This window comes from Rhizocola hellebori, from assembly GCF_016862955.1.
In the GTDB taxonomy this organism is placed as follows: Bacteria; Actinomycetota; Actinomycetes; order Mycobacteriales; family Micromonosporaceae; genus Rhizocola; species Rhizocola hellebori.
Genome location: NZ_BONY01000020.1, coordinates 84,261 through 96,980, shown reverse-complemented (window position 1 = coordinate 96,980; position 12,720 = coordinate 84,261). Strand labels below are relative to the sequence as shown.

Sequence of the window (12,720 nt, the reverse complement as noted above, 5' to 3'; positions counted from 1 at the left end):
CAACGGTTTTGAGGTCCACTTGGGACATGGTGCGAATTGGCTTGTCCGTGCTTGTTGTGCTCTTCGCCGCCGCTGGTTGTTCCAAGGATCCGGCACCCGCGCCGACCGCGGCGCCGGAAGCCACTACCGCCTCGCCGACTCCGGCCGCCAGCGCCACCCCCGGCCCGACCGCCACGGCCGGCACGATGGAGCTCGCCTTCAGCGTTGACGGCAGCGGGCCCTACCTGTTGGGCGCCAAGCTTTCCGCGCTTCAGGGCGCGGGGCAGCTCGACGAGGTGAAGACGGGCGGGGAGACGTGTGCGCAGAACACGACGGCCCGGGGCAAGGACAGGTGGAAGGACGTCCGGATGAGCTTCAAGCCGGACGGCACCCTCTACGTGCTGATCAATCGATCGACGGCCATCCCGACCCCGTCCGGGGCGTATCTGGGCAACACCTTGGCCGCCCTTCAGTCGATCTACGGCTCGCTCGGCGAGGAGCTCACCAAGGGCGGCGGGATGGCCTACCTGGTGACCACGACCTCCGGGCGCGGCATCATGTTCGACCTGGACGCCAGCAAGAAGGTCATCGCCATGGTGGCCGGTGACGCCGCCTACCTCAAGTCGAGTTTCCTCGGCGGCACCGACTTCTGCTGACGCACCCGGCGCTTCAGAGGGTGAGCTGTGCCTGGCTTGCCCTGGCGTGCAAGCGGTTGGTGTGCCAGCGGGCCAGTTCCGCGCCCGGCATCGGCCTGGCCACCGACCATCCCTGTGCCAGCGAGCAGTGGGTCTGCGCCAGCATGCCCCAGGTGTACTCGTTCTCGACCCCCTCGGCCACCGAACGCAGGCCGAGAGACGCGGCAAGCTCCACTGTGGAGCGAACGATGGCCGCGTCGTCGGAGTTGTCAGCCATCCCGGCGACGAAGGAGCGGTCCACCTTGATTTCGGCCAGGGGCAGTTTCCTCAGGTGTTGCAGCGAGGAGTAACCGGTACCGAAATCGTCGAGAGAGACGGCAACACCTATCCCCACGATCTTCATGACGGTGCTGTAGGCGCGCACCGGGTCGCCCATCAGCGCGCTCTCGGTGATCTCCACCTGGATCTGATCCGGTGGCACGTCATATTCGCGCAGGCGGGTGGCGAGGTGTTCCACCACCTCACCGCTGTAGAGGTCACGAGCGCTGATGTTGATGGACACCCGCAGGCGCAGGTTCTGCGCACGCCAGGCGGCGAGCTGGGCCACGACGTCGTCGATGACCCGGACGGTCAGCAGGTGCATGACCGAGGTGTGCTCGGCGACCTGAAGCACTTCCGGGGTACTGATCAGGCCCCGGGTCGGGTGCGTCCAGCGCAGCAGCGCCTCCACCCCGACCAGCTCGCCGCTGTCCAGGGCCACCTGCGGCTGGTAGTGCAGGGCGATCTCGTCGCCGGGCGATTCCAGCGCGCGGCGGAAGTCGGCGAGCAACCCGAGGCGTTGCGGGCTGTTGAGGTCCACACAAGGGTCGTAGCTCGCGGCGCTGTCGCCGCGGCGCTTGGCCTCATACAGTGCCACGTCGGCATGGCGCATCAGGGTGGCGAAGTCGGTGCCCTGATCCGGGTGTACGGCCACGCCGGCCGAGGCGGTCACGTCGATGTCCAGCTCGTCGAGGCGTACCGGCTGGGCAAGCGCGGCAAGCACAGTGCGGGCCACCTCATGGGCCTCCTCTGCGTCGCGCACCCCCGGTACGAGGATGGCGAACTCGTCGCCGCCCAGGCGTCCCACCGTGCCGCCGGCAGGCGTCTGCCGGGTGAGGCGCTGCGCGATGGCAACCAGCAGCCGGTCGCCGACATCGTGGCCGAGCGCATCGTTGACGTGTTTGAACCGGTCGAGGTCCAGCATGAGCAGGGCCATCGGTTTTCCGGCCCGCAGGTCGTCGAAGCGGGCCTGCAGGCCGCGCCGGTTTGCCAGCCCTGTCAACGGATCCGCCCAGGCGGCCCGGTCGCGTTCGGCCGAGAGCCGGGCCATCTTCTGCACGGCGTAGAGCGGCAAGATGATCAGTAACACGAAGAAGACGTTGACGTGGGCGGCCACGGCCAGTACCGGGCTGAGCAAAAGCAAGGAAGCCAGGAACAGCGCCTGGTGGGCCAGCGATGCTCGCACTTTTTGCCACTGGAAGCCCGGGGAGGTCAGCCGGGCCGTGATGATGGTCTGCGCCAAAAAGACGGCGAGAAAGGCTGCGGCGGCAAGGATTACCGTGGCGGTGTCGGACAGCCTCTCGACCACGGTGGTGGTGGCGAAGGGCTTCGGGTCGCCGATCTGCACCACTACATAGGCGGCCGTGAAAGCCACGGCGTATTGGGCCGCGATGAAACCGATGTGCTTGGCCGAGTCTCGCAGCCGCAGGCCCACCACGGCTGTGGCGAGGGTCTGCATCAGGATGGCGGGAGCCAGCCCCCAGCACAGGACGGTGGCGAAGCTGAAACACAGCACCGGGCAGAGCACCACCGAGGCGCCTCGGATGTCGGTGGTCACAAAGGCAAGCGCCGCAGCGACCAGGGCAAGGCCGGTCATGAGCCAGAAGGCGGGAAGGCTGACGGTGTGCGGGATCTGTTCGGCGGTGGCGATGAACATCACCACTGCGACCAGACCTACCAGCCCGGAGTAAATCGCCATCCACGGCGGCCGCGAGGAACGCGTCGCACGCAAGGTCAGCGCAACCACAATCGCCTCCACTCATTGCGCAAGGGAGACCAAGCCTAGCTGATGCCGCAATTCAGCCAAATAGCCAAAACCTCGCAGTAGTGCTGTAACTACACGGAAATCCATTCGGTCACCATGGCGCCGCCGTGCGCTGCGGCATAGGGCAGGCTGAGCTGAAAAGGGCCGGGTGTGGGAAGGATCAAGCTGAACCGGCCCAGGCCGTCCGTGCTGCCCGTGCTCACCAGATCCGGCTGGCGGACATCGATCTGCACCACGGCCGGCGGCAGAATCTGGCCGACCAGGTGAATGATCTCTCCCTGCGGGATTATCTCCAGCTCGATGCTGAGATCGGCGGTCTCGAAGCTGAGCATCCGAGCCGGGCGCTCGCTTCGCACCAGCTGATCGCTGCCCGCCGCGGCCGAGTCGAAAACCAGCGCGGCCAGCTCGGCGTCGATGGTGCGAAACGTGTAGGCGGCGATGCCGGCGTCGACGAGATAGGGCGGGACCGGGTCGGCCAGCTCGGCAGCCTGGCTGAGCTCACCGATCAGCTCGTCGTCATCGTCGTCCACGGGTGGGCCTCCATCGGCAGGTCGCACAGTCATGAGCGCTCACTGCCGCTCGTGATACCCCGATCGGCCAACAAGGCACGCAATCGCGCCAGGCAACGGGCCCGGGTGGGCCCGATGCTGCCGACGGGCATGTCGAACACCTCGGCCACCTCCGCATAGCTCGGCGGGGTGGGCGCGCTGAGCACCCGCAACAACTGCTTGCACCTTTCCGACAGCTCCTCAAACGCCTCCCACAGCCGCGCTGCGCGCCACCGGGCCTGTCGCGCGGACTCGGCCTGCACCGCCTCTTCCTCGGGCGAACCCTGCGGTTCCAGGGCCGGTTCCAGGTTCTCCACCGGAGAGACCCGCAACCCGGAGCGGATCACGCGCAGCGACTCGTTGCGCGCCGTGGCCGCCAGCCAGCCCGCGATCCTGTCCGGCTCCTTGATGCGCTCCAGATGCTGGGTCAGGCGCAGCCAGGTCGTTTGGTACACGTCCTCGGCATCGGCCTGGCTCAGGCCGTGCCCGCGGGCCACCGACCAGACCAGCCCGCTGAACCGGCGCACCAGACCCGACCAGGCCTGGGCGTCTCCGTTGGCCGCCGCGCGCAGCAACGCGGCGGCCTCCTGGGTCACCACTTCAGCAGTCACCTGCGCAGTCGGGATCGTTGCCGCATCGGCTGACCAGCTGCTGTCCCGGCTCCACCAGCGGCCCCGTCGCGCCGGCCCCGCGATCGGCGTGGCGCAGCAGCCAGTCGGCGGCCTGGCGCGGCGTGGTGTCCGGGTGGTCCCGGCGCGCCAGGGCCAGCCTCGCGGCGATCAGGCCCGCGACGATCGGCGTCGCGAACGAGGTGCCGCTCCAGCGGGCCAGATTGCTCGGGAAAGTCGTGATGTCGCCCTGCTCCAGGGTGTCGATGCAGGTGCAGTTGCCGTACCAGCCCTCCTCCCGGCGCCCGCGGAAACGACAGGTCTCACGGCCCTCGTGCACCGTCCTATATCGACCCTCGGTGACGAACGCATTGACCAGCCGTTCCCCCGGCGCGTAAACCGAAACCCATGGGCCGTAGTTGCTGAAACAGGCGCGCCCGCGGGCCCCGCGCCGCGTCGCTCCGACGCCGATCACGTTTTTGAAGGCGGCCGGGAAGAACTTGACGTCGTTGCCGTTGTTGCCCGCGGCCGCCACCAGGACGATGCCTGCCGCGTGCAGGCGGTCGACGACGGGCTCCAGCGCCATCATCGTGTGGCCGTCGCTGCTGGTGTTCCCGGCGGAAAGGCTGACGATGTCGGGCGGCGGGTCGCGGTGCAGGACCGCCTCCAGCTCGTCGCGCAACGTGAACTCGGTGGTCGCGCCGCCGCGGCGCAGCAGACGGCTGACCCGGACATCGACGGCGGGGGCCACACTGCGCAGCACACCCGTGACGAAGGTGCCGTGCCCGTAGTCGAGGGGGACGAATTCCCCTTCGCCGAGCTGGTTTCTGAAGCCCAATGCCTCGACCCCGTCGAGGTGGCGGTGCTCGGCGTAGGTCCGGATCAGTCCGGTGTCGATGACATCGACCATGACCCCCCGGCCCGCTTCGGGGTCCGCGCGGCTCGGATCGGGATACATGAAGGCGTCGGAAGGGGGAAGCATCGGCTCATCGCAGGGACACAGGTTCACGTCGCCCACCGCGACGGCGATCAGGTGGTTCAGCGAGTAGGACTGTCTGCCTCTGCCCGCGCGCGCCCGCTCCACGATCTCGCGCGCATCGCCATTGACCTTCATCAGCTGGGTACCGGATCGTGCCTCGCCCACCCTGGCCGCGTCGAAGTGGGCTTCGAGGAAGTCCACATTGTCTGACCCGGTATAGGCGATGACATGATCACGCTGGTAGGAAATCGTTGGCCGAGTCAGGTCGTCGCAGTCCAGCTCGACGGGCTCGTCGTCGGGATAGGCCGCGATGCGCAGCTCGCGCTGGATTCGCTGGAACTGGCGGCGGTACCGGTCGTAGGGGTCTTCCAAGACCTGCATTGGGACTCCTCGGGGCGGCGGCTCTTAGCATTATCTGATGGGCGACCCGCATGGGCTTGTTTCGATGGTCTTCTCCGCGCCGCAGGCCGCCCTTGCCGGTGCGCAGTCGCTGTTGGACAGCGGCCCGACGCCTTACGACGCCTCTCTGGCACATCAGGCTATCGGCATAGTTCACCGTGAGCGCGGGAATTACGCCGAGGCGGTGTCGCACCTGCGCCGCGCTAGGGATCTTGCCCGTCGCGCCGGCTCCACCCCACGGGTTGCGGATGTCTGCGCGACATTAGGAGTGGCTTTAGTCCAGGCGGGCCGGGCGCGTCAAGGTCTGGCCGAGCTGACTCACGCTATCGAGCTATCCCGCGGGGAGGTTCGCGCCAAGGTGCGCTTCCGTCTGGCCGGGGTGTTGCGGATCCTCGGCCGCCACGACGAGGCCATGGTCCAGGTGGCCAAAGCGTTGCCGCCGTTACGCAAATCCGGTGACACGCTGTGGGCGGCGCGGGCGCTGACCCTGCGTGCGCTGCTCCACCTCACCGCCGGGGCCACCGGCCGGGCCGAGGCCGACTTCGCCCAGGCCGAGCAGATGTTCTCCACGATCGACCACCGGCACGACTCCGCGGTGGCCCGCCAGAACCGGGCCGCCGTAGCCTTCGCCGCGGGCGACCAGCCCGCCGCGCTGGCCCATCTGTCCATAGCAGACGAACGCATTCGGGCGCTGGGCGCGCCCACCTACAGCCTGATGCTGGCCCGATGCGAGGTGCTGCTCGCGGCCAACCTCGCCGACGACGCGGTCCGGGAGGCCGACGCCGCGCTTCGCGAGCTTCCCCGCGGGCAGGCCACCAAACGGGCCGAGCTGCTCCTGCTCGCCGCCCGGGCGGCGCTCGCCGCCGGTGATCCCCTGAAGTCGGCCGGCTACGCCCGTTCGGCCCGGCGCATGTTCACCCGCCAGCATCGCCAATGGTGGACCCAGCACGCCCACCTACAGGAGCTCACCGCCCTTTGGGCAGCCGGCCACGCGTCGAAAACCCTTGCCACGCAAGCAAACCGCGTGGCGCTCGCCCTAGCCGCCACCGGCTCCGCCGACGTCCCCCAAGCCCACCTCCTAGCCGCCCGCCTCACCCTGACCCGCGGCGACGGGGCGGCCGGCCGGTTGGCGGAGGGGCATTTGCTTGCGGCGGCTCGGCATCGGCAACGGGGGCCGGTGGAGGCCAGGGTTGCCGCGTGGGTCGCGTCCGCGCTGCGGGCGCAGGCCGTTGGTGATCTGCGGGGGCTGCGACGTTCATGTGGCCGTGGGCTTCAGGTGCTTGATGACTACCAGCTTCTGCTGGGTGCCGCCGAGCTGAGGGCGCTGGCCACCGGGCTCGGCGCCGAGCTTGCATTGCTTGCGCAGCGCAGCTGCCTGACCGATGGCAGCGCCCGCGACCTGCTCGTGGCCAGCGATCGGTGGCGTTCGGTGACGCTGGCTGTGCCGCCGATGCCGCAACGTGATGATCCTGTGCTGGTGGGCCTGCTCGCCGCGTACCGATCGGCCACCGCGTCGCCGGGACGTCAGCAGCATCTGGAATCGCAGATCCGCGAACGGGTTCGGCAGAGTTCCGCAGACCCGAACAGAGCGCCCAACCGGCCACAGTGGACAGTCGACCTGCTGCTAGAGCTGCTCGGCGACGATCAGCTGCTGCAGATCGTGGAGATCGACGGACGGCTGCACCACGTGCTGTGCGGCCGCGGCCGGGTGCGCCGCTACACCCCCGATGCCGCAGGCGATCTGGCCGCAGAGGTGCTCTTCGCCCGATCAGCGCTGCGCCGGTTCGCCTATGGGCGCGCGAAGGATCCCTCCATTCTCACCGTTGCAGGGCAACGGCTTTCCGCATTCTTGATTGGACAGACGGCACAACGCTTCGGCGCCGGCGCGCTGATCATCGTCCCGCCCGCGACGCTGCACGGCGTGCCGTGGGCGCTTCTGGAAGGCCTGGGCAAACGCGTCCTGAGCATCGCGCCGTCGGTCTCGGCGTGGGTCCGCGCCCGGCAGGCCGTCGCCCCACCCGAGCGGGTCGCCCTGGTGCGCGGCCCAGGCCTGGCCCGCGGCGCGGAGATGGACAAGCTCGCCGGCGGCTATCCATACGCGACAGTCCTGCACGGCGACGACGCCACGGTGGCGCGGGTCCTCGACGCGATCGACGGCAGCTCGCTGGCCCACGTGGCCGCGCACGGCGCGGTCCGTGCCGACAACCCGCTCTTCTCCCACCTGCGGCTGGCCGACGGGCCGATGACTGTCCACGACGTCGCGCGGCTTCGCCACGCCCCACACCGGCTGATCCTGCCCAGCTGCGAGTCGGCCGCGCTGACCCCAGCCGGTTCCGACGAGCTGCTGGGGCTGGCCGCCGCCCTTCTGCCACGCGGCACCGCCGCGATGGTCGCCACCGCCGACCCGGTCAACGACGAGGCCACCGGCGCGCTGATGCTGGCCCTACACGACGCCTTGCGCGCCGGGTCCACCTCCCTGGCGCACGCCCTGCTCACCGCGCGCCGCAGCATGCCCGCCGACCCGGTCAGCCAGGCCACCGCCGCCTCGTTCATCGCCATCGGCGCCGGCTGACGGCGCCGCCGCGAGAGCAGGCCCACCTTGGGCGAGCGCTGACGGTGCGTGCCGATGGAGCGCCGGGTACGCCACGCGCTTGAAGTCGCCCGTGCGTACAGCCGTTGGACAGACGGCTTGCTTCCACCACGACTTGCCAACCGGCTACGACTAGCCATTGATGCGAAACTCCAGCGACGAACCATCTATGCCGAACATGGTCGCCAACCGCTGGACCCCCCGGGACTCCGCATTCCGGAGGGCTCAGGAAGCATAGCGATGTATTAACTAGGTCGCTAGAGCCAATTTGGATCAGTGCCCTAGCGCGTCGCGCGGAGGCGCAGCGCTGGCGGTGTTGCTGTGCGCGCAGGCCTAGCGGTAGGCGGCTGCTTGGATGGTGTAGAGGTCGGCGTATTGGCCGCCTTTGGCCATCAGCTCGTCGTGGGAGCCGACTTCCACTAGCCGCGCGCCGTCGAGCACGACGATGAGGTCGGCCATGCGCACCGTGCTGAAGCGGTGTGACACCAGCACGGTGATGCGCCCGGACCCGGTGTCGCGCCGGGCGCCTTCGGCGTAGCGCTCGAAGAGCGCGTGCTCGGTCTCGGAGTCGAGCGCGGCAGTGGGCTCGTCGAGCACCAGCAGCAGCGGCTCGTCGCGCATGAAACCCCTTGCCAGGGCAAGCTTTTGCCACTGCCCGAAGGACACCTCGACGCCATGCGGCCAGGCGGGCCCGAGCTGGGTGTGCAGGCCGGAAGCCAGCTGGGTCACCACATCCTCGGCACCGGCGCGGCCGACGGCTGTGACGACGGCCGGCTCGGAATCGAGACGGGGCAGGTCGCCGACGCCGACCGAGTGGCGCGCGGCCAGCTCGAACCGGTAGAAGTCTTGGTAGGCACCGGAAAGCCGCGACCGCCACTGGTCGGAGTGGATGCGGGCCAGGTCGACGCCGTCGACAAGAACACGGCCGGAGGTGGGCTCGTAGAACTTGGACAGCAGCTTGACCAGGGTGCTCTTGCCCGCGCCGTTCTCGCCGACCACGGCGACGATGGCGCCCGCGGGAAGGCTGAGCGTGACCTTTTGCAGGACAAGGCGATCGGTGCCCGGATAGGCGAAGCTGATGTTGTCGAGCCGGATGCCCTCGGTCAGGGTGGCCGGGGCGGGCGAGTCGGTCGCCGAAACCTGTGCCGCCGCATAGTCTTCCAGCCACGCCAGCCGCCGGGAGCCGTCCATCCAGATGCCGCGCAGGAAGCCGATCTCGCCGACTGTCGCCCCGATGTAGGCCGACAGCCGTGCCCCTGCCGCGAGGACCAGCAGCACGTCGCCGGGGGTGGTGGTGGGGCTGGAGGAGACGTAGACGATCGCGCCGATGTATCCGGCGGCGAAGAAGGCCCAGCCCAGGCTGTGCCACAGCGCGGAAACCCAGCGGGTGGCGGCCATCGGCCGGTGCCAGCGCTCCCATGCCTGGCGGCGCAGGCCAACCAGCCGGTCGGCGATGCCGGTGACCCGCACCTCCTTGCCGGGCGGCGCGGTGGTGGCCAGGACGAACAGGTGGCGGGCCAGCCGGGCGGAGGCAGCGCCGCGCTCCTCGACCTGTCGCTCCACGGCCGGGCGCCACGACGAGGTGAGCACGGTGGGCAGGGCGAACAGGGCGAGCAGGGCCAGCAGCGGGTTGATGGACATGAGCAGCCCGATGGTGATGGTCAGGCGCACGATCCAGCCGAAGGTCGAGAAGACCGACATGTACATGTGGTCGAGCACGAACACCTGGTCGCGCAGCACCGAAAGCCGGTCGAGGTAGTCGGGGCGTTCGTGGTGGGCGACGGTGACCACCGAGGCCTGCAGCCGGGCCACGTGCGACTCGAGGGCGATGGTCACCCGGTCGCGGAAGCGGCGCTGCACCCGGGTGGAGATGGTGCGCAGAAACCAGGTGCCGCAAGCGGAAGCGGCCAGGCCGAACAGCGACACGTAGATGAGGCGGTCGTTGCCGCCGATCACGCCGTCACCCAGGAACTTGAGCCACAGCGCCAGCAGCGCGTCGGGCAGAGCGGCCAGGACCGACAGCCCGAACGCGATCGACATCAGCCTTGGCTCGTAACGGAAGCCGAGCTTGCACAGCCGCCACATCGACGACAGTGCGGGAGGCATCTGGTCAGCTGAGGACGTCATAGGTCATCTCCTCCTCGGCGTCTTCCTCCGGCAGCCCGGCGGCGAATCGTTGCGCCTGTAGGTCGAACATGGTGCGGTAGCGGCCGCCCAGGTGCATCAGCTCGTCGTGGGTGCCCAGCTCCACCACCCGCCCCTGCTCCAGCACGCAGATGCGGTCGGCCTGGCGCACGGTGGAGAACCGGTGGGAGATGAGGATCGTGGTGCAGTGCGCGGTGGCGGTGAGCAGCCGCTCGAAGATCTCGGCCTCGCCGCGCACGTCGAGCTGTGCCGTGGGTTCGTCGAGCAGCACCACGCCCGCGCCCTGCTTGACCGCGCACAGCGCCCGCGCCAGGGCGATGCGCTGCCACTGCCCGCCGGACAGGTCGGTGCCGCCCGGATAACCCTTGGCCAGTACGGTGTCCAGCTCGGCCAGGCCGGCGGCACCCGCCTCGCGCAACGCCTCCTCGATCACCTCGTCGGGCGCCCCGCGCGGGGCCACGTTGTCGCGCAGCGACAGATCGAAACGGATGAAGTCTTGGAAGACCGCGGTGATGCGCTGCCGCCACGAGTCGATGCCCAGTGCCCGGATGTCGACGCCGTCGGCCTCGACCACGCCGTCGCCGGGGTCGTAGAGGCGGCAGATCAGCTTGGCGAGGGTGGTTTTGCCCGCGCCGTTGCGGCCCACGATGGCCAAGGACGACCCGGCCGGGATGGTGAGGTCGAAGCCTTGCAGGATCGGCCTGGCCTCCTCGCCTGGGTAGGTGAAGCTCACGTTGCGGAAGCGGATCTCCTTGGCGGGGCGCTGCTGCGCGGGCTGCTCGCCGGTGGTGGCCAGCGCGCCGCGCTCGCCGGTCTGCTTGCCCAGCCGTAGCACGGCGGCGACGGGGGCGGCCGAGCCGTCGAGGGCCCAGTTGAGGCCACCGAAGGCGATCAGCGAGGTGCCGATGGCGGCCTGGGCGAAGGTGACCAGCGCCCCGAGGTCGATGCCGCCGCCGATGACCTGGCTGCCCAGCGCCCAGAACACGGCGATGTTGGCCCCCAGCACCACCGCAAGGCTCGCCAGAACGGAACGCTCCCGCAGCCGGGTTGCCTTGTATTGCAGCTCGTGCAGGGTGACCCGATGCGCCGCGAACCGGTCGATGACCCAGCCGACCAGCCCGAACATGCGGATCTCCTTGGCCGCGGGGGCGTCGACGGCCAGCCGGTAGGCGTAGTCGGCCTGCTGCTGGGCGGCCTGTACCTCATCGGTGCGCCGGTCTTTCCACACGCCGCTTTCGCGCAGCAGCCAGTGCGTGGCCAGCCATGCGCCGCCCAGCACCAGCGGCGCCCACCACGCGAACCCGAACAGCACCACGGCCGAGGCCAGCCCGGCCAGCAGCTCGACCAGGCCACCGGCGATGAAGTCGAGCGACAGCGACAGCGGCGGGCCGGTCATGCCCAGGTCGAAGTCGCGGGCGGTGGTCATGTCGCGGGCCAGCTTCGGATCCTCCAGGTGGCCCATGCCCGGCGGCTGCACACAGGCTTCGGTGAGCCGGTCGTAGAGCCAGGCCGAGGTGCGATCACCGAGGTTGGCGCTGATGGCCGCGTGCAGTGGGGTGAGAACCTGAAGGGCGGCAAAGATCGCGCCGGTGGCGGTCAGCGGTGTGGTCAGCGGCTGGCCGTTTTCCACCGCGCTGACCAGCGCACCCATGGCGATGGCGAACCCGGCCGGCAGCAGGCCCCGCAGCGTCAGGACCGACCACCAGGCGGCGGCCAGGGGTAGGTCGGCGCGGTGCAACACGGAGAAGAACTGCCACTCTTGCCGCTCACGCAACCTAGCGATCATCGGCGCAGTCTAAAGGCGGCCTGTGACATTCACGGGGCCTCCATGGTCTGGTTGCGGGCGAGCTCGGCGAAGACCGCGGTCAGGTAGGGATCGAGCTCGCGGGCGGGCGCGCTCAGCAGGTGGGCGATGAGGATCGGAGCGTGCACGGCCAGGGCGGACGGGGTGGGCCGCGGCACGCCCTCGTGTTCCTCGGGATGGATGCCCAGCGCGCCGGCCAGCACGATCAGCAGGACGTGCGGGTCGGTCTCGGGCAGCCAGGAGGCGGCCCACCGGGTGCACCCCTCGAGCACGGCGCGGATGTCGTCGCCGTCGAGCCCGTCGGGGTGCTGTTCCTCCAGCAGCATCCGGCTCACCATGCCCTGCACCGTGCCGGTCTGCTCGGAGTCCAGTCCGGCCAGTTCCCCGGCGGCCTCGCGCAGCTCCTCGGCCTCGCCTCGGCTCGCGGCGCTCACCGCGCTGTGCAGGGCGGTGGCCACGGCTCGCGCCGCCGGTGGCAGGGAACGCAGATTCACGCGCTGGATCATCGCACGCTCAGCGGCTGATGAGGTTGAGCCCGACCGTACACAGCACCGAGAGCATCACCGAGATGGCAATCATCGCCAGACAACCCCACGCGCCGCCGAGCGGGCGCACCTGTGTATTCCCGATCCGCATAGCCCTTTCTTACCCCGTCGGCGGGCGGTTAACTGTGGCAGGCTCGATGGTGTGGAAGACAAACAGATTCTGCAGCGCATCACGAGTCTGGTCGACGAGGAGCACCAGCTGCGCAGCCGGCGGCTGGAGGGTGAGCTGAGCTCGGCGGAGGAGACCTCACGCCTGCGCGACCTGGAAGAGGCCCTCGACCAGTGCTGGGACCTGTTGCGCCGGCGGCGGGCGGCCCGCGACATGGGCACCGATCCCGACGACGTCAACTCCCCGAGCAAATCGCAGGTCGAAAAGTATCTGCAGTAGGCGTTACAGACGCGGCC

At 69.4% G+C, this 12,720-nt stretch carries 11 protein-coding genes; 3 read left to right on the top strand and 8 right to left on the bottom strand.

What is annotated here, in order from left to right; genetic code table 11:
• Positions 1-41 precede the first annotated feature (41 nt).
• Positions 42-635 (top strand): hypothetical protein, encoded by a 594-nt coding sequence (locus Rhe02_RS18345; protein WP_203909468.1) that lies wholly within the window; start codon positions 42-44, stop codon positions 633-635.
• Positions 636-648: 13 nt separating this feature from the next.
• Here Rhe02_RS18345 and Rhe02_RS18340 read toward each other — a convergent pair whose 3' ends face one another.
• From Rhe02_RS18340 to Rhe02_RS18325, 4 genes are all read right to left on the bottom strand, one after another.
• Positions 649-2,679 (bottom strand): putative bifunctional diguanylate cyclase/phosphodiesterase, encoded by a 2,031-nt coding sequence (locus Rhe02_RS18340; RefSeq protein ID WP_239123898.1) that lies wholly within the window; start codon positions 2,677-2,679, stop codon positions 649-651.
• An 89-nt stretch (positions 2,680-2,768) separates the two neighbouring features.
• Positions 2,769-3,227 (bottom strand): hypothetical protein, encoded by a 459-nt coding sequence (locus Rhe02_RS18335; protein WP_203909467.1) that lies wholly within the window; start codon positions 3,225-3,227, stop codon positions 2,769-2,771.
• Positions 3,228-3,256: 29 nt separating this feature from the next.
• On the bottom strand, positions 3,257-3,856 hold the full coding sequence (locus Rhe02_RS18330; protein ID WP_203909466.1) for an RNA polymerase sigma factor: 600 nt from the start codon (positions 3,854-3,856) through the stop codon (positions 3,257-3,259).
• Positions 3,846-5,213: a S8 family peptidase gene (locus tag Rhe02_RS18325; RefSeq protein WP_203909465.1), complete on the bottom strand. Its 1,368-nt coding sequence runs from the start codon at positions 5,211-5,213 to the stop codon at positions 3,846-3,848. The genes Rhe02_RS18330 and Rhe02_RS18325 overlap by 11 nt, the downstream gene beginning before the upstream one ends.
• Before the next feature lie 37 nt (positions 5,214-5,250).
• On the opposite strand from Rhe02_RS18325, the gene Rhe02_RS18320 reads away from it, so the two are divergent.
• On the top strand, positions 5,251-7,803 hold the full coding sequence (locus Rhe02_RS18320) for a CHAT domain-containing protein (RefSeq protein ID WP_203909464.1): 2,553 nt from the start codon (positions 5,251-5,253) through the stop codon (positions 7,801-7,803).
• Between the two features lie 351 nt (positions 7,804-8,154).
• Here Rhe02_RS18320 and Rhe02_RS18315 read toward each other — a convergent pair whose 3' ends face one another.
• From Rhe02_RS18315 to Rhe02_RS50545, 4 genes are read right to left on the bottom strand one after another with little or no spacing between them, the layout of a single operon-like run.
• Complete coding sequence (locus Rhe02_RS18315) at positions 8,155-9,948, bottom strand: ABC transporter ATP-binding protein (RefSeq protein ID WP_203909463.1); 1,794 nt, start codon at positions 9,946-9,948, stop codon at positions 8,155-8,157.
• A complete protein-coding gene (locus Rhe02_RS18310) occupies positions 9,932-11,752 on the bottom strand; it encodes an ABC transporter ATP-binding protein (protein WP_203909462.1) in 1,821 nt (606 codons plus the stop codon). Before Rhe02_RS18310 ends, Rhe02_RS18315 begins: the two co-directional genes overlap by 17 nt.
• Positions 11,753-11,781: 29 nt before the next feature.
• Positions 11,782-12,264, bottom strand: coding sequence for a hypothetical protein (locus Rhe02_RS18305; protein ID WP_203909461.1), 483 nt, complete (start codon positions 12,262-12,264; stop codon positions 11,782-11,784).
• A 19-nt stretch (positions 12,265-12,283) separates the two neighbouring features.
• Positions 12,284-12,406, bottom strand: coding sequence for a hypothetical protein (locus Rhe02_RS50545; RefSeq protein ID WP_275412624.1), 123 nt, complete (start codon positions 12,404-12,406; stop codon positions 12,284-12,286).
• A 51-nt stretch (positions 12,407-12,457) separates the two neighbouring features.
• On the opposite strand from Rhe02_RS50545, the gene Rhe02_RS18300 reads away from it, so the two are divergent.
• Positions 12,458-12,703: a DUF2630 family protein gene (locus tag Rhe02_RS18300; protein WP_203909460.1), complete on the top strand. Its 246-nt coding sequence runs from the start codon at positions 12,458-12,460 to the stop codon at positions 12,701-12,703.
• Positions 12,704-12,720: the final 17 nt, after the last annotated feature.

Bases quoted from the DNA above. Each gene is read 5' to 3' on its own strand.
- Rhe02_RS18325 (WP_203909465.1), bottom strand. From the start codon at position 5,213: ATGCAGGTCTTGGAAGACCCCTACGACCGGTACCGCCGCCAGTTCCAG.
- Rhe02_RS18320 (WP_203909464.1), top strand. From the start codon at position 5,251: ATGGGCGACCCGCATGGGCTTGTTTCGATGGTCTTCTCCGCGCCGCAG.
- Rhe02_RS18315 (WP_203909463.1), bottom strand. From the start codon at position 9,948: ATGACGTCCTCAGCTGACCAGATGCCTCCCGCACTGTCGTCGATGTGG.
- Rhe02_RS18310 (WP_203909462.1), bottom strand. From the start codon at position 11,752: ATGATCGCTAGGTTGCGTGAGCGGCAAGAGTGGCAGTTCTTCTCCGTG.
- Rhe02_RS50545 (WP_275412624.1), bottom strand. From the start codon at position 12,406: ATGCGGATCGGGAATACACAGGTGCGCCCGCTCGGCGGCGCGTGGGGT.